Origin of the sequence: Spiroplasma endosymbiont of Glossina fuscipes fuscipes (genome assembly GCF_049669535.1) — a bacterium.
GTDB lineage: Bacteria > Bacillota_I > Bacilli_A > Mycoplasmatales > Mycoplasmataceae > Spiroplasma.
The window spans coordinates 1-22,789 of sequence record NZ_CP187162.1 but is presented as its reverse complement, the minus strand read 5'-3'; the positions used below and the strand labels follow the sequence as shown (position 1 = coordinate 22,789).

Annotated in this window: 20 protein-coding genes and 1 other RNA gene; all 21 read right to left on the bottom strand. The window is 27.3% G+C overall.

The window, feature by feature from the left end; all coding sequences use genetic code 4:
* Positions 1–56: 56 nt before the first annotated feature.
* On the bottom strand, positions 57–188 hold the full coding sequence (locus tag ACOBWH_RS00105; protein WP_424526561.1) for a hypothetical protein: 132 nt from the start codon (positions 186–188) through the stop codon (positions 57–59).
* Positions 189–248: 60 nt separating this feature from the next.
* Entirely contained in the window at positions 249–1,142 is an 894-nt protein-coding gene (locus ACOBWH_RS00100; RefSeq protein WP_424526560.1) for an FtsX-like permease family protein, read from the bottom strand.
* A gap of 59 nt (positions 1,143–1,201) precedes the next feature.
* Positions 1,202–2,272, bottom strand: a complete 1,071-nt coding sequence (locus ACOBWH_RS00095; protein ID WP_424526559.1) for a hypothetical protein — start codon at positions 2,270–2,272, stop codon at positions 1,202–1,204.
* 46 nt (positions 2,273–2,318) lie between these two features.
* Entirely contained in the window at positions 2,319–2,933 is a 615-nt protein-coding gene (locus ACOBWH_RS00090) for a hypothetical protein (protein WP_424526558.1), read from the bottom strand.
* Complete coding sequence (locus ACOBWH_RS00085) at positions 2,933–3,154, bottom strand: hypothetical protein (protein ID WP_424526557.1); 222 nt, start codon at positions 3,152–3,154, stop codon at positions 2,933–2,935. Before ACOBWH_RS00085 ends, ACOBWH_RS00090 begins: the two co-directional genes overlap by 1 nt.
* Before the next feature lie 92 nt (positions 3,155–3,246).
* Positions 3,247–4,182 (bottom strand): ABC transporter ATP-binding protein, encoded by a 936-nt coding sequence (locus tag ACOBWH_RS00080; protein ID WP_424526556.1) that lies wholly within the window; start codon positions 4,180–4,182, stop codon positions 3,247–3,249.
* A 114-nt stretch (positions 4,183–4,296) separates the two neighbouring features.
* On the bottom strand, positions 4,297–5,166 hold the full coding sequence (locus ACOBWH_RS00075; protein WP_424526555.1) for an Hsp33 family molecular chaperone HslO: 870 nt from the start codon (positions 5,164–5,166) through the stop codon (positions 4,297–4,299).
* A gap of 89 nt (positions 5,167–5,255) precedes the next feature.
* Positions 5,256–7,277 carry an ATP-dependent zinc metalloprotease FtsH gene (ftsH, locus tag ACOBWH_RS00070; RefSeq protein WP_424526554.1) on the bottom strand — a complete coding sequence of 674 codons (2,022 nt, stop codon included), beginning with the start codon at positions 7,275–7,277 and terminating at the stop codon, positions 5,256–5,258.
* A gap of 72 nt (positions 7,278–7,349) precedes the next feature.
* Entirely contained in the window at positions 7,350–8,657 is a 1,308-nt protein-coding gene (gene tilS / locus ACOBWH_RS00065) for a tRNA lysidine(34) synthetase TilS (RefSeq protein ID WP_424526553.1), read from the bottom strand.
* Between the two features lie 9 nt (positions 8,658–8,666).
* Positions 8,667–9,389 carry a tRNA1(Val) (adenine(37)-N6)-methyltransferase gene (locus ACOBWH_RS00060; RefSeq protein WP_424526552.1) on the bottom strand — a complete coding sequence of 241 codons (723 nt, stop codon included), beginning with the start codon at positions 9,387–9,389 and terminating at the stop codon, positions 8,667–8,669.
* Position 9,390: 1 nt separating this feature from the next.
* The gene (locus ACOBWH_RS00055) at positions 9,391–10,227 is read right to left on the bottom strand and encodes a DNA polymerase III subunit delta' (protein ID WP_424526551.1); all 837 of its coding nucleotides are present in this window, start codon (positions 10,225–10,227) and stop codon (positions 9,391–9,393) included.
* On the bottom strand, positions 10,220–10,864 hold the full coding sequence (gene tmk, locus ACOBWH_RS00050) for a dTMP kinase (protein ID WP_424526550.1): 645 nt from the start codon (positions 10,862–10,864) through the stop codon (positions 10,220–10,222). The genes ACOBWH_RS00055 and tmk overlap by 8 nt, the downstream gene beginning before the upstream one ends.
* Positions 10,865–10,883: 19 nt before the next feature.
* A complete protein-coding gene (recR, locus tag ACOBWH_RS00045; protein WP_424526549.1) occupies positions 10,884–11,465 on the bottom strand; it encodes a recombination mediator RecR in 582 nt (193 codons plus the stop codon).
* 18 nt (positions 11,466–11,483) lie between these two features.
* Positions 11,484–13,559, bottom strand: coding sequence for a DNA polymerase III subunit gamma/tau (dnaX, locus tag ACOBWH_RS00040; RefSeq protein WP_424526548.1), 2,076 nt, complete (start codon positions 13,557–13,559; stop codon positions 11,484–11,486).
* 59 nt (positions 13,560–13,618) lie between these two features.
* Positions 13,619–14,062, bottom strand: coding sequence for a deaminase (locus tag ACOBWH_RS00035; protein WP_424526547.1), 444 nt, complete (start codon positions 14,060–14,062; stop codon positions 13,619–13,621).
* 16 nt (positions 14,063–14,078) lie between these two features.
* Positions 14,079–14,169, bottom strand: an RNA gene (ffs, locus tag ACOBWH_RS00030) — signal recognition particle sRNA small type.
* Positions 14,170–14,239: 70 nt separating this feature from the next.
* On the bottom strand, positions 14,240–15,511 hold the full coding sequence (serS, locus tag ACOBWH_RS00025) for a serine--tRNA ligase (protein WP_424526546.1): 1,272 nt from the start codon (positions 15,509–15,511) through the stop codon (positions 14,240–14,242).
* Between the two features lie 13 nt (positions 15,512–15,524).
* On the bottom strand, positions 15,525–17,978 hold the full coding sequence (gene gyrA, locus ACOBWH_RS00020) for a DNA gyrase subunit A (RefSeq protein ID WP_424527462.1): 2,454 nt from the start codon (positions 17,976–17,978) through the stop codon (positions 15,525–15,527).
* Positions 17,979–17,993: 15 nt separating this feature from the next.
* Positions 17,994–19,916 (bottom strand): DNA topoisomerase (ATP-hydrolyzing) subunit B, encoded by a 1,923-nt coding sequence (gyrB, locus tag ACOBWH_RS00015; protein ID WP_424526545.1) that lies wholly within the window; start codon positions 19,914–19,916, stop codon positions 17,994–17,996.
* Positions 19,917–20,153: 237 nt separating this feature from the next.
* A complete protein-coding gene (gene dnaN, locus ACOBWH_RS00010; protein ID WP_424526544.1) occupies positions 20,154–21,275 on the bottom strand; it encodes a DNA polymerase III subunit beta in 1,122 nt (373 codons plus the stop codon).
* A 161-nt stretch (positions 21,276–21,436) separates the two neighbouring features.
* Entirely contained in the window at positions 21,437–22,789 is a 1,353-nt protein-coding gene (gene dnaA / locus ACOBWH_RS00005) for a chromosomal replication initiator protein DnaA (RefSeq protein ID WP_424526543.1), read from the bottom strand.

The window sequence follows — 22,789 nt, the reverse complement described above, 5'->3', positions numbered from 1 at the left end:
TTGCTGTCTAAAACAACTGGTAGTGAATAGAAAGTTGTTTCTTGGTTAGGGTTGTATTAAAAATCATTAAAGGTTACAACTGGATTAGTACTATCATCCATCATAATTGCATTCAACATTAAACTCATTAAGTTTGGATAAATACTTGGATCAATTCTATTTTGAAGAAAAATATTATTAATATTCATTACACTAAAAATTGTTTTTAAATCTTTTAAATACAGATATTGATTATCACCACTCTGGTTTTAAACATTATATTTTTGTAGTAAAACAATATATTGTTGTCCTGCCGTTGGTGAAGTTGGATCAATTTTATTAAAGGCATCATGAAAATTCGCTGCTGTCTGATTGGTTTTTGTAATATCACTAAGGTTATGATAAGTTTTAAACTTAAAATCATATTGGTGATATTCTTGATCATTAACAACCAATTGCCCATTTGTTTGACCATTTCCGTTAATTCGTGGGAAATTATTAAATGTTAAAGTATGATCTAATTTACTATTTAACATATTAAACATCCCACCAGTAATTGATTTAGCAATGTTTGTTACGCCCAACATTAATATTAATAATAATGATGAAAAGAAAAATAAAATAATTGTTAAAATAAATTTACCTTTATTTCGAGAAGTAAAAGCAAGTTGTAACCGTCAAGTAAATGCTTTGCCGCGTTTTGACAATAACCGTGATATAATACCAGCACGAACTGCCTTATTACTTTTTGTAACATTATTTACTAATGATAGAATTGGCTCTTTAATATATAAAAAGGTTGTAATATACGAAGCAATGGCGAAGAAGACAGGAACTACGATAAAAATTATTCCCATGAATCCTCATCCAGCATAAACTTTATCATAACTAATGGTTACCATTGATTCAAATTGCCCATACATGTAAATTTGCAACGGAATTGAAAGTAAATATCCAAAAATTAGACCACCCATAATCGTTATTAATGTTTTAACAGTAAAAATTCAAACCAACTCACTAGTACGATATCCTAGTGCTTTAAAAATTCCTAATTGTTTTCTTGTTTTATTCATTTCTTTTTTCATCACGAAGCTAATAAAAATAAATGCTAAAACAATCATTCCAATTCCTAATAAAGTGTAAATTGTTGTTGTTACTTTCATTGAACTAATCTTTGAAACTGGTCCTAATGAATCATAGGCCGTTAAAACACCACTACTTGCTAAATAAACTGATTTATCAAAGTTATTTTTTGAGCAAAAGCATTACGCAAAGTAACAAATGATGAATTATTTAAAAAATTAACTTTTTGATTTATTCCAAAATTAAAACCTTTTAATTTGTTTTGACTTAGTCAAACCTTTTGATACATTGTATTTAAAATATTGTCATTAACAAAAACTGCAGCATATTTAGAAGCATCACCAGTCATTGAAAAATAATCGACTTGTGATAAAGTATCGACTTTTGTTCCAAATCCACTAATAACTGGATGATTTAATTCTAAAACCAATGTTCCTAAACTATAAAAATTAATTTTGTCATTTAACTGATAATTATTATCTTTTGCAAATTTATCAATAACAACAATTTCATTATTTTGTGTTTTATTTTCTCCTTTTAACATAACTAAATTATTAATTCATTTTCCTAAAATAGGATTAACCTTTTTTGTTCCACTTGTAATATAATAATAACCATCCGGGGTGATCGTTGTTGGGGTCGGATATGATTCATAATAAAATTCTAAATCAACTGATAATGCAAATTGATTTTGATATGTTTCCATAATCTTACTATTAACACAATAAGATGCATCATTAAAAACTTCGCTAACTAATAATGTTCTTCCCCCATAACTAAGATCAGTTGGTGTTTCGGGATAATTAAAATAATTATTTAAAATATTTTTTAAATCTTCTGCCCATGCCAATTGGTTTTCAACATTTCCAATTGGATCATTATCTTTACTTTTTAAAGCATCATAACCAACTTGTGATAAAATTCCTAATCCATTTCAATCTTTAATTGGTGCTAAATTATAGACTGTTGATTCACTAACAAAATAATTATACGTAAACTCATTTTCAAATTTGGTTGGTGAACTAATTAAACTATAATTTCAAGTATTTGCTTTTTGATTAATACTTTTGTTTTTACCTGACAACTGTAATGGTGATGCTAAAATTCCAATTACTGCCAAAGATAAAATTGTCACAAATAAAATTAAACCTAATGATTCAACTCATTGTTTAAGATAGGTTCTAATATAACTTTTTAAAACTTTCTTCATCTTTTTTCCTTTTTTCTTAAATTTTTAGTAAAAATTTAAGAAAAAATTAATTTCGTAAAGTTAACTTTCAACCATTAATAATAATTTTTGTTTCTTTAATACTATTATCATTTTGTGTTAATAATAACTCACATTTTTCGTTAAGATTATCTTCATCATTTAGATTAACTTTGCTATTCTTATCATTAATCAAACTATTAAGATAAATTAAAAAGAAATCCATTGCATATGTTGTTGCTAATGTTTTTGCCGTTGCTTGTTGCATTTTAAGTAAACAAAAGATTGTTTTTTCCATTTTATTAGCACTAATCTTGGTAATTACTTTTTGCAGTAAATTTAAGAAACATAATTTTACCATTAATAAAACGACAAGCATAAAACATAATACTAAGATACTACGTAAAATGTTAGTTAAGACATTAAATAAAATAAAATTCAAAAGGTAATTAATAGTTTTAAATGATACTAAAAATGTTCATGGTGTTAAAATTAAAAATAAAATAATTAACAAAATTGTTTTTGTAATTAAAAAGAAAAAATTGTTTTTAGTTAAAATGGCAGTAATCCATAAAATTCAGGTTGGAATAAAAAAATATCAAAAATATGTGTGTAATAAAAAAGTTGCACTTTCAAATTTTATTCGTGTAAAAAACACTGGCATTAAGAAGGCAAAATACAACTATAAAAATAATTTACTTGGTTAAAATTTTGGTTTTTATGATTATTATATTTAAACATTGACTTGAAATTAATTAATAAAGTAACTCCCGTAATGATTAGAAAAGAGGCAACATAAAAAGCATAACTACCAATATTAGAAGAATAAGGAACATCATTATTTCAAATCATTTTTTCATTAACATAATCTTGATACAATCTCATTATTGACACTACTCCTTTCCTTTTTGTTTTTAAACATTTATATTTATTATAATAAAAAAATCTATAAAACGCTAATAATAGAGTTTCATAGATTAAGATCAATCAATTTCACTTGGTTTTTTAGGATGTGTATTTTTCTTAATTTGATCAATTAATCCATTACGAACATGAATAACTGTATTTGCAATATCAGCAATATTTGGGTTATGAGTAACAATAATAACTGTTGTTTTATATTTTTTATTAACATCAACTAAAATCTCAAGTACTTTCCGACCCATTTCTTCATCTAAAGCTCCCGTTGGTTCATCACCAAATAAAATGTCAGGATTTTTTGCTAATGCTCTAGCAATCGAAACCCGTTGTTGTTGACCACCCGACATTTGATGAGGATACTTGTTCATGTGTTCTTCCATTCCAATTGTCTCAAAAATATCTTTAATTGTCATATCTTTATTTTTATTTTTACTTAGGTTTTCACCAACTTCGGCATTTTCTTTTGCAGTTAAATTAGTTAATAAGTTATATTGTTGAAAAATAAAACCAACATTATCTCTTCGGAATTTTGTTAAATCAACATCTTTTAATAAAGACAAATTATAACCAATAACAAAAACATCACCACTTGAAACTTTATCTAATCCTGAAATAATATTTAGCAAGGTTGTTTTCCCTGATCCAGAAGGACCCAAGATAACAATGAAATCTCCTTTTTCTAATTTTAAATCAATTCCTTTTAAAACTGGTGTTTCAACTTCTCCGGTAATATATAATTTTTTAACATCTACTAACTCAATAACATAGTTACTTGTATCTGGTTTTGTGCTAGTTGTTGAAATTACTTCCCCTTTTAAAATTTGTTTTGAATATAATTTAGTTTGTTTCTTTTGTTCTTTTAGTTTTTGTTTAAATTCTTTAACTGCAGTATAATCGATTTTTTCTTTTTTCTCTTTTGGTTCTTTTACTTTAGACTGCTTTCCTTTAGTTTTTGTTTCTTCTGTATTAGGTGCTTTCCCCATTTCAGCCATTTTGTTTTTTCCTCCCCTGGTAAATATCACATTACATTTTGCAATTAATTTTTATCATATTAATATCATAACAAAATTATTTTAATTTTATCAACTTATTTATATTTATTAAAGTTATTCTTTTAAAAGACTTTTTAAGTCAGCAGCTTTAATTGCATATTTTTTACGACAAAAATCACACGCAATTTCAACTTCGCTATTTTTTTCTAAAATTTCATTCAATTGTTCATCACCTAATAATTTAGCTGATGACAAGGCTTTTTCATATGAACAACTACATTCAAATACCACAGAATCAGTTTCCAATACTTTTGCATTTTCATCAATTAATTTAAAAATATTAGTTAGATCACTTTCGGTAATCAACTTCTGACTAATACTTTCTAAATTACCAACTTTTTCTTCTAAATAATCAATATCTTCATCCTTATATTCTGGTAATAATTGCGCATAAAAACCAATTGCTTTAGCAATTGTATTATCATCATTCATTTTAATTGAACAAGCAATTACTGATTTAATCTGTTCACTTTGTGCTAAATAATAAGTAAAATCTAAATTAATTTCACCAGAAATCAATTCAATTTGACCAGAAAAGCTGTCTTTCATTCCCAAGTCTTTCATTACTCGTAAATAACCATCAGTTCCCACTACTTGCGAGATTACGTTGTTACTACGGTCAATTTGTTCAACATCAAATTGCGGATTTCCACAAAAAGCACGAACTTTATGACCAGTATATTCTGCCATAATTGTTCCAATTGGGCCATTTCCATTAATAATAGCTGTCATTTTATCCGTTGCATTTTTCATATCACTACCAATTAAAATTGTTGCTAATACAACTCTTGACAAAGCAATTATTGCTAATGGATTAGTTTCATGTAATTTGATAATGTTATTTAGTGCTTCAGTTGCATCCACAACAGTCATTTTTACATTGTGGGAATTACTAATTGCCTTAATTACTTTATCTTTACTCATTTTATCAAACTCCTTCATAATTCTGTTCACTCTGCAATTATAGTACAACTATTTTTAAAAGTAAAATAAAGAGTAGGTTTTGATTATTCCTACTCTTTATCATCTGATTCTTTTTTATTTTCTTCTTCAGGATGATCTTTTTTTCGTTCTTTTGGTTTAACTTCTAAAATTTCACCTTTTTCTTCTTTTTCTTTATGTCTAGCTGCACGCTCTTTTTCACGAATTACTTCATCTGGTACTTTATTATATTTATTAATATATTCAATTTGCTCAGCAGTAATTATTTCTAACACTTTTAAACTTTCAGCAATTAAATCTAATAACTCACGATTTTCTGAGATTAATGCTTTTGCTGTAACATAACAGTCATCTAAAATTTTACGAACTTCCGTATCAATTTTAGCAGCAACATCTTCTGAATAACGTTTTGTTGCACCAGTGTATTCATCTTTTGGTGATTCAAATTGCACTAATCCTAATGAACTCATTCCATATTCAGTAACCATATGTCGAGCAATATTTGTTGCTTTTTCTAAGTCATCATGTGCTCCAGTTGTTATTTTGGTTTTTCCAAAAATAATTTCTTCTGACGCACGCCCACCCAAGTAACCAGTAATTGTTGCATATAAGTTTTCTTTACTATGAAACATTGTTTCTTCTTTTGGTGTCATGATTGTATATCCACCAGCTTGTCCACGTGGAATAATTGTTACCTTTTGAACTTTGCTAGCTGCTTCTAATTTTAATCCAATTAAAGCATGTCCAGCTTCATGATATGAGACAATGTCTTTGTCCATAACTGAATATTTACGTGATTCTTTTGCTGGTCCCCCAACAACACGATCAATCGCTTCATCAATAATATTAATTGTAATAATTTTTAAATTATTACGAACACATAAAATTGCTGCTTCGTTTAAGACGTTTTCTAATTGAGCTCCCGAAAAACCAGGTGTTCTTTCTGCAATTCGTCTAAAATCAACTTCAGTTGAAACAGCTTTATTACGAGCATGTAATTTTAAAATTGCTTCACGTTCATTAATATCTGGCAATGAAATTTGAATTTGGCGGTCAAAACGACCAGGTCTTAATAACGCTGAATCTAAAACATCAACACGGTTTGTTGCTGCCATCACAATAACTCCGGTATTAGTGCCAAAACCGTCCATTTCAACTAATAATTGGTTTAATGTTTGTTCATTAGCACCACTACCAATTGAAACAGTTCTTTTTCGCCCAACAGCATCAATTTCATCAATAAAGATAATACATGGGGCTGCTTTTTTTGCCGCAATAAACATTTCACGAATTCTTGAAGCACCAACCCCAACAAACATTTCTTCAAATTCAGAACCTGAGATTGAAAAGAAGGGCACTCCTGCTTCACCAGCAACAGCTTTTGCTAACAAGGTTTTACCCGTTCCCGGTGGGCCTTCCATTAATACTCCTTTTGGTGCACGTGCTCCCATACTTGAATACTTTTGTGGATTTTTTAAGTAATCAACTAACTCAACTAATTCTGTTTTTTCTTCGTTAATTCCAGCAACATCCGAAAACTTAACTGTTGATTGAATTTGACGAGCTTTATTTTTCCCCATTGAGAATGGATTTGCGCCACCCATTCCACCTGACATTTTTGATAATCGCATAACCATAAAGACAGCAACTCCTATTAATAGTAACCATGGAATTAACTGAATTAATATTACTTGTCATGGTGGGACAAATTCACGGTCAACTGAAACAAGACCACCTTTTAATTTGCTACCAAAGTTTTTATCTCAAGTGTTTTGCTCTTGACCTGTTGGATAAGAATAATTGTTAAATCCTTCACGATTTCACTCTGAGCTATAACGAACAGTTTTTGTAACACCATTGTCAACATATTTAATAACACCTGACATTTGAACACTATTACGACCAACACCAGCAGTAATAGTGATTTCCTCAATTTGGTTATCATTATACTTTTGCGTATTACCAATGGTTCTCATATTGCCTTCACTAATTTTTGTAACATCTGAGCGTGTTCATAACAGAATTGTTAACACAATTAACCCAATAAAAATAAATGAACTTATAACAGCAAACCACATTCTTTTTTTATTCATAATCATTTCCTCTCCATCAAGACTCTGAAACTAATCTTTTTAAGTCATTTAAAATAATGACCTAATTCTAAACTATTTTATCATAAAAAAAAATAAATTGTGTTTTTCCGGTCAAGTATTATTAATAAATTTATTAATTTTTAAATCAATCAAATTATTAACATAAACAAGTTTATTTTGAGCATCCAAAATAAAATAACTTTTTCGAGCTAAAATTGGGATCTTATTTTTAATAAACCATCGATTCAAAGGTGTTTTTGCAAGAATCACTTTCTGTAAAAAAAGAACATCATTTGTAATTGTTAATGGAAATTGATCGACTCCTATTTTAAAAGCATAACTTTTGTTTGTTCCTTGCGAAATTATCTTTTCTTTTCATTTAATAGGAAACTTTGTTATCATTGTAATTTTAACAGTTATTGGCTGTAAAGCATTATTATTAATAATTTCAACATTATCATATGATTTAACTAAAGAATAATCATTATTAACTTTAATAATAATATTTGGTTTTTCACTTTTTAGTTCTTTAATTATTTCATTTAAAAATTTTCTTTTTTTATTGCTAATTAACTGAACAAGATTATTCATTTTAAAATAATTAAAAATAATAATCTTTTGCAATTGCATATTATTAATAATATTAAAACTAGCAACATTAATTTGCCCAAAATTATCAATTAAATATTTTTTTGCCATTAATTTCAATTGCTCATTTTCACTATTTTTTTGGTTAATTTCTAATAACATATCTTGTAAATTAATTTGTTGAATTTCATTTCTAATAATATTACGATTATAAATTCCTAGAATATTAGTTGAATCAATTGCATAGTTAACTTGATTATGAAAAAGATATTCAATAATTTCTTCTCTAGTTATTTGCAACATTATTCGAATTATTTTAAGTTCAGAACCTAATAAGTGTGAATGATAATAACTAATTTGATTTAAACCATAATGTTCAACAATTCCGTTGCGTTGTTTTTGCAAGATGTATGTTTCAATATGATCAGTCAAATTGTGAGCAATTAAAACACCCTGACAGTGATGTTTTTTACTAATTTGGAAAAAAAAAACATAACGAATATCACGAGCAATATTTTGAAAATTATGAGAAATTGTTTGGTACTGATCGTAATCTGCTGGTGTTACTCTTTTAACATAAATTTTAATATTTCGTTTTTTACAATATTCAATAACAATTTGTTCATCATAATCACTATCCTCTCGTTTTTGATAATTTATTAAACAAACAATAAAATTATTAATATCTAATTCAGGATTATGATAAATGTTGTCAAGCAAAAACATACTATCTGGGCCACCTGATACCCCAATAATATATTTTTCATTACGATTTAAAAGTTTGTCATCCATTTTAATCACCTATTTTCGAAATAATTTTAAAACTGTGTCACTATATTGATAATCATTATTATGTACTATAATTGGTCTTTCAATAATAAGACCATCGCCACCTTGAAACCGTGCTTCAATTAAAACATTATTAGCTTCACTTTCTTGAAACGGATGAATAAATTGTAACCGTTTAATGTTAAAACCATTTTTAGTTAACAAAGTAGTAATTTCAAATAGTCTTGTTGTGCGATGAATTATTGTAAAATAGCCCCGGTTAGCAATTAATTTCTTTGCAGCTAAAATAATATCTTCTAATGTTAAAGTTGTTTCATGCCGTGCTGGAATTAGTAATTTACTTTTTTCATTTAATTTTGATTCACCAATTTTAAAAAATGGTGGATTACATAAAATCAAATCATATTTAAAATTCGCATATATCTTAACATATTCGTTAATATCATCATGAACAATTCTAATTTGCGTGGTCTTTTGATTCAATACCACATTTTCTTCTGCTAATTGAACTGCTTCTTGTTGTAACTCAATTCCAGTAATTTCTGCTGAAGTTAATGTTGATAAAATTAATGGAATTGCAGCATTATTAGTTCCAATATCAAGAATTTTTTTAGTTTTAGCATTTAAAGTTGCAAACCGTGCCAATAAAACAGTATCTAATGAAAAGTTAAACATATCTGTTCGTTGGTTAATTTTAATTCCTTCATAATCTAACAAATCATTTAAAACTTTCACTTTACACCTCGTTATATAAATCAATCAATCCTTTTTCTAAAACTAACTCTTTATTTAAATTCTCTAACAATAAATTAGCAATCGTATAAGAAATTTCAATTAATTTAGTATTTTTATCATTTAATTTTTTAATTAAAGTTTGATCTATAATTTCATATTTACTTCATTCTTTTTTTTTAAAAATATTAGCAATCTCTAAAAAAAGTTGACGAGACTCTAAATGATCATAACCATTTAATTGACGAATATGAATAAAATTATTTTCTGGTGTGCTTGCAAAATTTTTAAAGAAAGTTTGAATAAACTTTGTTTTAAAGTCATCAATATCTAATTCATCAGCTGTGTTTTCTAAAATAACATTTAAGCAACGTGATTTGATTGTATCAATGACTTTTGTTTTATTTGTTGTTAATAAAAAAGCATATGTATTTTTACTAGGCTCTTCTAAAAATTTCAATAATGAATTAGCAGCTTCTAATGTTAATAAATCTGCACCATTAATAACATATACTTTAATTCCAGTTTGTTCTAATGCTGAATAACTAAAAGTTTGAATGATTTCTTGAATTGTCTCTTTTTTAATTGTTGTTTCAAAATCGCCACTAATTTTTAAATCATAATAGGTTTTATTATTGATACGTTGACAAGTTTCACATTGACAATCAGAATCTTTTTTCTCTTGACATAATAAAAACTTAATGATTTCAGTTGTAAAAGTTTCTAACTTAATTTTATTATTACAAGAAATTAAAAGTTGATTTGATAAATTATTTTTTAAAATTAAATTTTTAAATAATGCCATTTTCTCTGCATCACTTTGCGAAAATAAATTATTCATTTTTCTTATCCTTTATTTTCTGAATTATTTCATCAACATAATAATAAACCTGTTCTAAAACTTCGTTAACTGACTTACGAGCATCAACTACTTTAATTCGCTCAGAATGTTCGCTAATTAAAACTTGATACCCTTCATATACTTTTTCATAAAATGATTCTTGTTCCAAGTCTAAACGATTCATTTCACTTTCATTTCTAACTTTCATCCTTTCATTTGCCATTGCTGGTTCAATATCAAAAAACAAAGTTAAATCTGGTTTTGTCGTTCCTAAAACAATTGATTGAACTTCATCTAATGTCCGAATTCCTAAACCACGAGCATAACCTTGATAAGCTGATGTTGAATCCATAAAACGATCACAAATAACAATCGCCCCTTCTTTCAACGCTGGCAAAATATCTTCCATAACATGTTGTTTTCGTGCAGCAATATATAATAAAGCTTCTGTCCACGGATCCATTCCTAAATTATGTTTACTCAAAATAACATTTCGAATTTGTTCAGCAATTTCATTGCCTCCTGGTTCTCTTGTTAAAACAACTTGGTATCCTTCTGAACGTAGTTTTTCTTTTAGCAATTTTGAAATTGTTGTCTTTCCAGAACCATCAATTCCTTCTAATGTTATAAATAGCATTATTACACACTCTCCGTTCTTAAATATCTTTTCGACCTTCTAATGCTTGTTTTAAAATTACTTCATCAACATAATCTAACGATCCTCCAATTGGAATTCCTCGAGCTAAACGTGATATTTTCACATTAAAAGGCTGCAAGACTGTTTTTAAATATTGTGCTGTTACTTCACCTTCAAAAGTAACACCAACAGCAATAATAACCTCTTTTATAATTTTATCATTCATTCGAGATTCTAAAACAGGAAAAGTTAATTTATCCGGTGCAATACCATTTTTAACATTAATTTCGCCATTTAAAACATGATAAACACCATTAAAAACTTTTGTTGCTTCAATTTTTATTACATCAAAAAAAATACTAACAACACAAAGTTTTGTTTGATCTCGTAAATCATTTTGACAAAATAAACAAATATTATTTTGCATTAATGTTAAACATATTGGACATTGTTGAAAGTTATCTTTTATTTCTTTAAAAACGTTCTCTAACGAGTCAAATAATTCTGGCTTAATAATTAACTTATTAAAAATTCTTTCTGCCACTTTTTTACCAACACCTAAAGTAGTTTTTAATTCCATAACTAATTCTTCGTAAGTCATAATTAAGTCTCCTATAAATTAATCAATTATCTTAATATTATCAAAAATTTGCTTTCCTGTCTCAAGGAGATTTTTATGATCATCATAATTATCAATTTGTTTAACCAATAAATTTTGATAAAATTCCTCCACATCCGTTAAAGTTGCTTCTGGTAATTTATTTGCTTGACGAATTTTAACATAATCATCACGGACATTATTTCATTCACTTTCGCTTAAAGCAATGATAACAAAATCAAAATCAAATGCCTGAAATATTTTATTACGGAACTCTCAATCACACATTTCAAAACTAATTCAATTCGCTTCTGGTTTCGTATTTGTTACAATGATTAAACCTTGTTCTGATGCAGCAGCATATTTAACATCATAAAAACTAATTAGTTTATCTAATTTAACAACTTTTCCTTTTTCATTGATTAATTCCATAAACTTACTTTCAAACTTTTCTCGTTCTTCTTTATTAGCTTTAATTAAAATATTAAAAATTTGATTAATTGAGTAATTAATGTTAGTAAGTTCATAAATATTAATTTTATTTTTCATATCATCACGATACTTCTGCAAATCAGTTATGCCTTCTAACTCTTTCCCATATGGAGTTTGTTCTAATTCTGTTGGAAAACTATTTTCCTGTTGAGAACCTTTACTAGCATTAAATTCTGTCATAATATCCTCAGTTATTTTTCCTGATGTTGATGGTGCTGGTTGTGTAAAAGAAACATTGTTTGATTCTTCATCATCAAATAATGAAATATTACGAAATAACGGTTGTGAATTTGGTATTTTTCTTTCTGAATGATGTTCAACATTTTCAGCATTTTTTTCCTTAACTTGTTGTGGCTCTGAAAGTGTTTCACTAATGGTTTTATTATTATCGTAATTATTTTCCATTATTTCTATATTTTTGGTAATTATATCTGAATTATCCATCTTACTATCTACTACTTTTTCAACGCCAGTAGCAATAGTAAGATCACTTAATTCCAGATCATCTAAGTTTTTAACATTACCTTCAAACATGGCTAAAGCTTTTAACAAGATTAATTCAAAATACATTTCTTGTGTTCTGCTACTACGCATTTTGGTTGATGCCTCTGTAAATAAATCAAGTAACATTAATAACTCTTCTGAGGTTACTTTATTTGCAAATACTTTTGCTTGATTTTCTGATAATAAATTTAAAAAAACAATATTCCCAGTTTGTTTATATTCAAAAACTTCTTTTAAAATATCTAACAAATTTAATGTTAAAATTTCAAAATCAGAACCAGCCTCATAAATTTTTTTACTAGTTAGTAAAACCTCTTCTGTTTTATCTTCTAAAATATCTTTTAATAATTTTAACTTAACATTTTTTGAAACTGTTGCAAAAATAATATTAACACTCTCTAGGGTAATATTACGATCAGAAAACATAATTACTTGTTCTAAAATACTTAATGAATCACGTGCGCTCCCATCTGCTAGAATTGCAATTTCTTTGATTGCAACTAAGTCATAATTGATTCCTTCTTTTCGTAAGATTTCAATTATGTTATTTTCTAATTCAACTTTTGGTATTTTTCGAAAATTATATTGTTGACAACGTGAAATAATTGTTGCCGGAATTTTGTGACTCTGTGTTGTTGCCAAAATAAAAACAACATGTTGAGGTGGTTCTTCTAATGTTTTTAGCAAGGCATTAAAAGCTGAATTAGTTAACATATGAATTTCATCAATAATGTAAACTTTATATTTTGCCATTGTTGGTAATAACTGGACATTATTTCTGATTTCTCTAATTTCATCAACACCATTATTTGAAGCCGCATCAATCTCAAAAACATCAACTGCTCCACCACGATTAATTTCATTACAACTTGAACAAGTATTGCAAGGATTACCATTATCTAAACTAGTACAATTAATTGCTTTTGCAAATATTTTTGCAATCGAAGTTTTCCCTGTACCACGTGGGCCAGAAAATAAATAAGCATGTGAAAAAGTGTTGTTAGTAATTGCATTTTTCAAAGCTTTTCTAATTTCAACTTGACCAACAATTTTATCAAAAGTATTTGGTCGATATTTACGATATAACGAAATATATTCCATTTCCTTACCCCCATAATTATTATTTATAGTTTTATTTTACTCTTTTAATTTAAAATATTCTATCTTAATTGCTCAAAGAATTTTTTCATTAAATTTTTAAACATTATATTTTCTTCATTTTTTCGAACATGGTGAACTTTCATTTTTGATAAGTCAAAAGTATGATTTGATTTTACGAAACCAAATTTTTCATTTGATAAATAATAATAAATAACTTTAATTCCTGAATTAATTATTGCTCCTAAACACATCATGCATGGTTCAACAGTCACTCAAATTGAACAATCATTAATTTTATTTGTTCTTTTTTTGCGACAAGCTTTATTTAAAGCATAAATCTCAGCATGTGTTGTAACTGAGTTTTTTGTTGTTTTATTATAACCGATTGCAATAATTTTACCTTTTTGATCAACAACTAATGCAGAAATTGGAACATGTTTTTTCTTGTATGCTCGTTGTGATAATTTATATAATTTATTAAAAATTAGTTCGCTTCCCTTCATAAACTCACCCTTATCATAAAAAATGTCATTACACATAGTCCTTAGTCTTATGGCTGCTACCTTCCGGTCCTGACCAGTTTCAAATGTAACTATTGTAATGACATAAATAATTATAACATATAATTTTTGTTTGACTATGTTTTAATTAAAATAGTCAAATGTTTCACGTGAAACATTTTAAGCAATAACTGTTTGCCCTTGTAAATAACTTTGTATTTTCTGGGGAATATTAATAGTTCCATCTTCATTTTGATAATTTTCTAAAATTGCTGCAATTAAACGATCAACGGCTAATCCTGAACCATTTAAAGTGTGAACAAAATTTGTTTCATTATTATCATCGCGATAACGCATTTTCATTCTTCGTGCCTGAAAGTCAAGACAATTTGAACATGATGAAATTTCACGATATTTATTTTGCCCTGGCATTCATACTTCAATATCATATGTTTTTGCCGAAGAAAACCCCATATCACCTGAGCATAATAATATTACTCGATATGGAATTTCTAATAATTGTAAAATATTTTCGGCATCTAGGGCCATTTTTTCTAATTCATCAAATGAACTTTCTGGTTTAGTAAACTTAACCATTTCAACTTTTCTGAATTGGTGTAAACGAATGATCCCTTTTGTATCACGCCCTGCTGACCCAGCTTCTTGTCGAAAACATGGTGTATAAGCAGTATGATAAATTGGTAAATCTTTTCCTGCCAAGATTTCCTCACGATATAAATTAGTTAACGGTACTTCTGCAGTTGGAATTAAATACAAATTATCTTTTTCAATATAATATGTATCTTCCTTAAATTTTGGTAAATTTCCTGTACCATACATAATTTGTGGTTGTACTAACACTGGTGGCTCAATTTCAACATACCCCCGTTTTGTGTGCTCATCTAACATAAAATTCATTAAAGCCCGTTCTAATTTAGCTCCCATGCCTTTATAAACAACAAAACGTGATCCTGATAATTTTGTACCTCTTTCAAAATCAATAATATCTAATTTTGAAGCTACTTCTCAATGTTCTTTTATGTTTAGGTTTGATGTGGTTTTCCCTCATTTTCGAATTTCAAGATTATCATTTTCATCTTGACCAGTTGGAACTGAATCATCCGGAATGTTTGGCGTAACTTCCAAGATTGCTTTAATTTTTTCTTCGACTTGGTTTAATTGATCATCAATTATTTCCATTTCTTTTTTCATTGTAACAATTAATTCTTTATTTTTTTCCGCTTCATGATCTTTTTTTTCAGCAACTAATGCTCCAACTTTTTTTGACTCAAGATTTCGTTGTTCTTTTAATTTCTCTGATTTAACAATAAGTTCACGACGTTGTTCTGATAATTTTTTAACATCTTGTAAATATGAAAAATCATCTTGACGGCGACTTAACTTTTTGATTATTTCGTCAAGGTTTTCAACCACTTTTTTTTGATCCAACATTGTTTTGTTCTCCTTATTCACTACTATCTTTCTTTTTTAAAATTTCAATAACTTCTAATTTATCATCTTGATCTAATCGCATAATTTTAACACCCGATGTTGTTCGACCAAACAACGGAATTTGTTCTAATGAAACACGAATAACATTTCCATTCTTTGTTCCTACCAAAAGATCTTCATCCCCAACAACTGTTTGAGCAAATTTTAAATATCCTGTTTTTTCTGTTAAGTTTATTGACTTAACGCCTTTTGTATTTCTCCCTGTCAACCGGTAATCTTCAATTGGTGTTTTTTTTGCATAACCATTTTCTGTTACAGATAACACATATTTTACGGATCGGCCAGAACTTACCCCAATTGTTATACCTGATTTATCGTTAGAAATTCCCTTAACTCCAACAGATTGGCGACTCATGGCCCTAATTTCTTTTTCATTAAAACGAATTACTTTCCCAATGTTGTTTCCAATGATAATATCATCAGTTCCTTTTGTAATAATAACACTTACTAATTCATCTTTTTCCTTTAATTCAATAGCAACTTTCCCTGTTTGGCGAATTTGATTAAATTCACTTAATTTTGTTTTTTTAATCAATCCTTTTTTTGTTACAAAGAATAAGTTATCTTGTTCGGAAATTGTTTCATCTAAAGCTAGAATTGTTTGAATATTTTCAGTTTTATCAATTGCAATTAAATTAATAATTGGTAATCCTCGTGCATGTCGTGAATAAGTTTCAATTTGATACGCTCGCAGTTTATAAACCTTCCCAAAATTTGAAAAAATCAATAAAAAATCAATACTATTAGCACTAACAATTTTTTTCAAACTATCTTCCATATTTGCTAAACCAGTAATCCCTTTTCCACCACGATTTTGTAATTTAAATGTATTATCAGCAACACGTTTAACATAACCATCTTGGGTTAATATAATTAAAATATCTTCCCGACGGATTAATTCTTCTGAATCAATTTCAGTTAGTTCCTCTTTAATAATTTGACTACGACGTTCATCACCGTATTTTTTCTTAATTTCAATTAACTCATTAATCATAATTTCAATTTGTTTTTCATTATTATTAATAATTTCTTCTAATGCTATAATTTCAAGTTTAATTTCCCTAGTTTCATTATTAATTTTTTCAATTTCCAAACCTGTTAAACGTTGTAAACGCATTTCTAAAATTGCTCGTGCTTGTTCAGTAACTAACTTAAATTGATCAATTAAAGCTTCTAAAGCAATTTGTGTTGTCTGCGATTTTTTAATTATTGTAATTACTTCGTCAATGTGATCAAGGGCAATTTTTAATCCTTCTAAAATCACTAACCGATTCTGATTTTTATGCAATTCAAACTGACTACGCTTAACAATAATATCAATTTGGTGTTCAATAAAATATTTTAAAATTTGCTTTAACCCCATTACTTTTGGCTGATTTTTATACAAAGCTAAAATATTTAACGAAAAATTAGTTTGTAATGGCGTTAATTTATATAATTTATTTAAAATAACATTTTCTTGGGCGTCACGTTTTAATTCTAAAACAACACGAACCCCTTCCATATTTGATTCATCACGAAGATCAGAAATACCATTAATAATTTTATCGCGTACTAATTCTGCAATTCGTTCTAATAATTTTGCTTTATTCACTTGATATGGAATTTCAGAAACAATAATTCGACGTTTATTATTATTTTCTTCAATATCAATTTTTGAACGAATTGTAATTGTCCCATTCCCTGTCTCATAAGCTTTAATTAGACTATTTCCAGCAGTAATTAAAGCTCCTGTTGGAAAGTCTGGTCCCTTAATAACTTTCATTAATTCAACTGTTGTAATATCCATATTTTTGGTAAGAGCAATAACACCATCAATTACTTCATTTAAATTATGCGGTGGAATATTAGTTGCCATTCCAACAGCAATTCCGCTTGCACCATTAACTAGTAAATTTGGAAAATAACCTGGTAAAAAAGTTGGTTCTTGTTCACTACCATCATAATTATCAATAAAAATTGTTGTTTCTTTTTCAATATCGTTAATTAATTCACCAGCAATTTTACTCATTCTTGCTTCAGTATATCGCATTGCCGCTGGCGCATCACCATCCATTGATCCAAAATTACCATGACCATCAATTAAAGGATAACGATAAGAAAAATCTTGTGCCATTCGCACCATTGCTTCATATACAGCAGTATCACCATGGGGATGATATTTCCCAATTACTTCCCCAACAATTCGCGCTGATTTTTTATGTTGTTTATCATATGTCATATTTAAGTCTCACATTGCATAAATAATTCGACGATGAACAGGTTTTAATCCATCACGAACATCAGGAATTGCACGTGAAACAATAACTGACATTGCATAATCTAAAAAGCCACTTTTCATTTCATCAGCAATATCAATATCACGGATTTTACCATTATAATCATATGTATCGTTCTCTGGGTTCAATTTACTCACCTCCTCTTATATATCTAAATTTTTAACATATTTTGCATTTTCACGAATAAATTTTTTACGTGGTTCAACATTTTCTCCCATTAATTCATTACAAATTAAATTTGCCTCAAAGGCATTATTGCCCGAGACTTTTAATAATAATCGTCGCTCTGGATTCATTGTTGTTTCTCATAATTGCTCAGGATTCATTTCCCCTAATCCTTTGTAGCGTTGAATCATATAATTTTTAATATTTTTTACTAATAATTCTTCTTTATAAGTTTCTAATTCATTATCAGTATAAACATAACGAATATTATTACCATTTTGAATTTTATATAATGGTGGCTGTGCAATATAAACATTTCCATTTTCAATTAAATCTTTCATATAGCGATAAAAGAATGTTAATAGTAAAATCCGAATATGAGCACCATCAACATCAGCATCAGTCATAATAATTACTTTTTGATAACGTAGTTTTTTTTCATTAAAACTGTCTTTAACACCAGCCCCTAATGCTGTAATAATTGAATTAATTTCATTATTTTCAAAAACTTTTAATTGTTTTGCTTTTTCAACATTTAATATTTTTCCTCTTAATGGTAGAATTGCCTGAAATCTTCGATTTCGTCCAGCCTTTGCACTTCCTCCAGCAGAATCTCCTTCGACAATATAAAGTTCAGCAATATTAGAATCTTTTGTTTCACAATCAGCTAATTTCCCTGGTAGAGAAAAACTATCCATTACTGTTTTTCGGCGAGTTGTTTCTTTTGCTCGTTGTGCCGCAATTCGTGCTTTTAAAGACAAGTTTATTTTCTCAATAATATTTTTAGCATCTTCTGGATTTTCCAATAAATAACTATTTAATCCTTTCCCGACAATATTTGACACAATTTTTTTAACTTCACTATTCCCTAACTTTGTTTTTGTTTGTCCTTCATATTGTGGATCAGGATGACGAATTGAAATAATTGTTGTCATTCCTTCTTTTACATCATCTCAGGTAAATTTATCTTCATTTCCCTTATTATTTTTATTAATATTTTTAAAGTAATTATTTAATTCGCGCACAATTGCTAACTTTGTTCCTTCTTCGTGTGTTCCTCCCTCGTGGGTATTAATATTATTACAAAAAGAAAAAATATTTTCAGAATAATTATCATTATATTGTAACCCAAATTCAACGATAATATTATCTTCAATGCCTTCCACATAAAAAACATCATTCAATGGTGTTCCAATTGTTTTATTTAACTCTAAAACATAATCTTTAATTCCATTATTAAATTGATAAACAACTGATTTTTCTTCATCTTCTTCACGTAAATCAACTAATGATATTTCTAACCCTTTGTTTAAAAAAGCTAATTGTTTAATCCGATTTTGAATTGTTGAAAAACTAAAAATTGTTGTTTCTTTAAAAATTTTTTCATCCGGTAAGAAAGTAACTGTTGTCCCAGTTTCATTGGTTGTCCCAACTTCTTTAATTGGTGTTAAAATTTGACCGCCATTATGAAACTCCATTAAATATTGTTTATTATTTTTTTTAACTTCAATTTTTAAGTATTTACTTAAAGCATTAACAACACTAGCTCCTACTCCATGTAGACCTCCAGAAATTTTATAAGTGTTTGAATCAAATTTTCCTCCTGCATGTAACACAGTGAAAACAGTTTCTAAGGTTGAAACTTTTGTTTTTGGATGGATTTCGATTGGAATTCCCCGCCCATTATCAATAACTGTAATTGACTCATCTTTATTAATTGTAATTGTAATTTTATTCGCAAAATTTGCTAATACTTCATCAATAGAATTATCAACAACTTCTCAAACTAAATGATGTAAACCCCTTACATTAGTAGCTCCAATATACATTCCAGGACGTTTACGAACTGCTTCTAAACCTTCTAAAACTTGAATCGAACCTGAATTATAATTATCGCTCATATAATTTTCTCCATTTCTGTTCAATATTATTTTACCATTATTACCTAATTTTAGGGTTAAATTATCAAATATATTTTAAAATATATTAAAAATATATTTTTTATTTTTAGTGTCTAATTTTACCCTTTAAAAAACTTATAAAATAAAAAAATAAAAGGTTAAGTTTCTATTTTTAATATAACTTAACCTTTTATTAATTTTATTTCCTATCATTTAAATTGTTTATTATTTCAATTTTTAATATGATCGAATTGGTAAAACTAATTGTTGCAATGAATCATCTTCATTTGCCGTAATAATCAATGGTTTTGTCTCATCAATCATTTTAATAGTAATTTCTTTTGTTTTAAATGCTTTTAAAGCATCTAAAATATATTTTGAATTAAAAGCAATTGTTTGATCTGAACCTTCAATTTTAAATTCTTTAATTTCCTCTTCAGTATTTCCAATTTCTTGCGTAAATGAAGTGACTAAAACTTTTTGTTCTTTAATTTTTAATGTTACAATTGTTGTCATTGCTTCATTTGATAAAACACTAGCTCGTTCAATAATTTTGATTAATTCACGGTTATTAATTGTTAATGAAGTATTAAAGGTTTCTGAAATAACTTTACTTGTATCAGGATATTTTCCCTCAATAATTTTTGTTTGAACAATTGTATTATTAATAATAACACTAACTGATTTATCTGTAATTTTCATTCTAATTTCTTGATCATTTTCTGAAATTAATCGCCCAATTTCATTGATAAACTTTCCTGGAATAATAACATCAAAATCATAACTATTGTTATAACTAATTTTTTTACATGACAATCGGAATGAATCAGTTGCTGTAATCACTAATTGTTTATTATTTTGATCAGTTTTAATATTTAAACCATTAAAAACAATTCTTTTTTCTTTTTCTCCAATTGCAAAACTTGTTTGTGAAATAATTTCTTTTAATAAAACACTAGTAAAAATTATTTCTTTCCCTTCCGTATCAAACGATAAATGCGGATAATCAATTGCATTTAAAGTATTTAAAATTGAGTCAAAGTTATTTGCTTTAATTTTAATTAAACTACCTTCCACTGCTTCTAAGGTAATAAAATCATCCTCAATCTTACGAATAACTTCAATAATAAATTTATTCTTTATTAAGGCATTTCCAATTGATTTAATAACTAAATCATTTCCCACCAATATTTCTGATTTAATTGATGTATCACCATCAGAAGTAATAAAAGTAATTTTATCTTTTTTAACTTCAATTAGAATTCCTAATAATGATGGAACTAATGTTTTTTGAGAAATTATTCGACTTACTTTTAATAATTCGTCTAATATTTTATTTCTTTTAATGCTTACAATCATTTTGTTACTCCTTACTAAACATATAATATATTTAAATTATATACTATTGTTAAAAATTGTTTTTTATTTATTTATTATTATAATGTAGGAAATGTGGAAAACTTTACAAAATTTTGAATAATATAATTTTTTCTGGGAAAAAAGCGGTGGAAAACATTGTGTTATTTTCCTTCAATTTTCTTACGAATCGTATTTACTAAATGTTTAAATTCTTTATTTGTTGCAATTTGAGATTCAACTTTTTTTACACTATTCATTACTGTTGTATGGTCTTTTCCCCCAAATTCAGTTCCAATTCTTGTAAAAGGATCATCTAATAATGTTCGGCAAAAATACATTGCTAATTGCCGAGCTTGCATTACGTTGCTAACTCGAGATTTACTCATCATTGCTTTAACAGTAATATTATAGTTGTCAGCAACAATTTGTTTAATTTTTTTCGGGGTAATCTTTTCATTATTTTGCAAAGGAGCATTTTTAAAGGCTTTTTCAACATCAACTAATGTAATAATTTCATCTGGTTTTTTATTCATAACTGCTAAAAATAATAAACGTTTAATTGCCCCTTCTAATTTTCGAACATCACTATTAAAATTTAAGGCAATAAATTCTAATGATTCTTCAGAAAACAATGCTAAGTTATTTTGATATTTTAATTTTTGTTCTAGTATTTTAAGAGCAGTTTCAAAATCAGGTGAATCTAAACCAATACTTAAGCCATATGAAAAACGAGAAATAATTCTAGCCTCAAAACCGCCAAGATCATCAGGATATTTATCTGAAGTAATAACAATTTGTTTGTTTTTTTCAATATATGAGTTAAAAATATGAAAAAATAATTCATTTGTTTTATTTCGTTTTGCTAATAATTGAATGTCATCAATTAGTAAACAATCATAAATATCATATGATGTTTTAAAAGCTTCTATAATTTCGTGACCTTGATTTAAAATATCTATTGCAATTTTTCCAAATTCATCAGCTTTTAAATATTTAACCTTAGTATTTGTTTTATAAATTTCATTTACTTTATTTTCAATTGCATGTAATAAATGCGTTTTTCCTAATCCAGAATCACCATAAATAAATAGAGGGTTTCATTTTTTTCCCAAATCTAACGCAACAGCTAGTGCTGCTTGCATTGCTTCACGATTAGAATCACCACGAACAAAGTTTTCAAAGGTATAATTTTCATAATAAGTACTGTTATTATTTTCCTTTAAGGTATCAATATTATTAATAACAGATGCTTGTTTGTTAATATTCTTTTCTAATTCAAAAGAAATGTTATATTCAATTCCAGTTAATTTTTTTAAGATATTTTTAATTTTATCATTTAATCCTGCTTCAAAAACTCCAATTGCAATTTCTGATTTTGTTGTAATTAAGCAATTATTATCAGATACGGTATATAGATTAGTATCACTAATATAATAATTATAAATTTCTGGGGAAACTGTTTCATCGCGGGATAGAATTTCTTTAACCTCACTTCATAATTCTTTTGTGTTCAT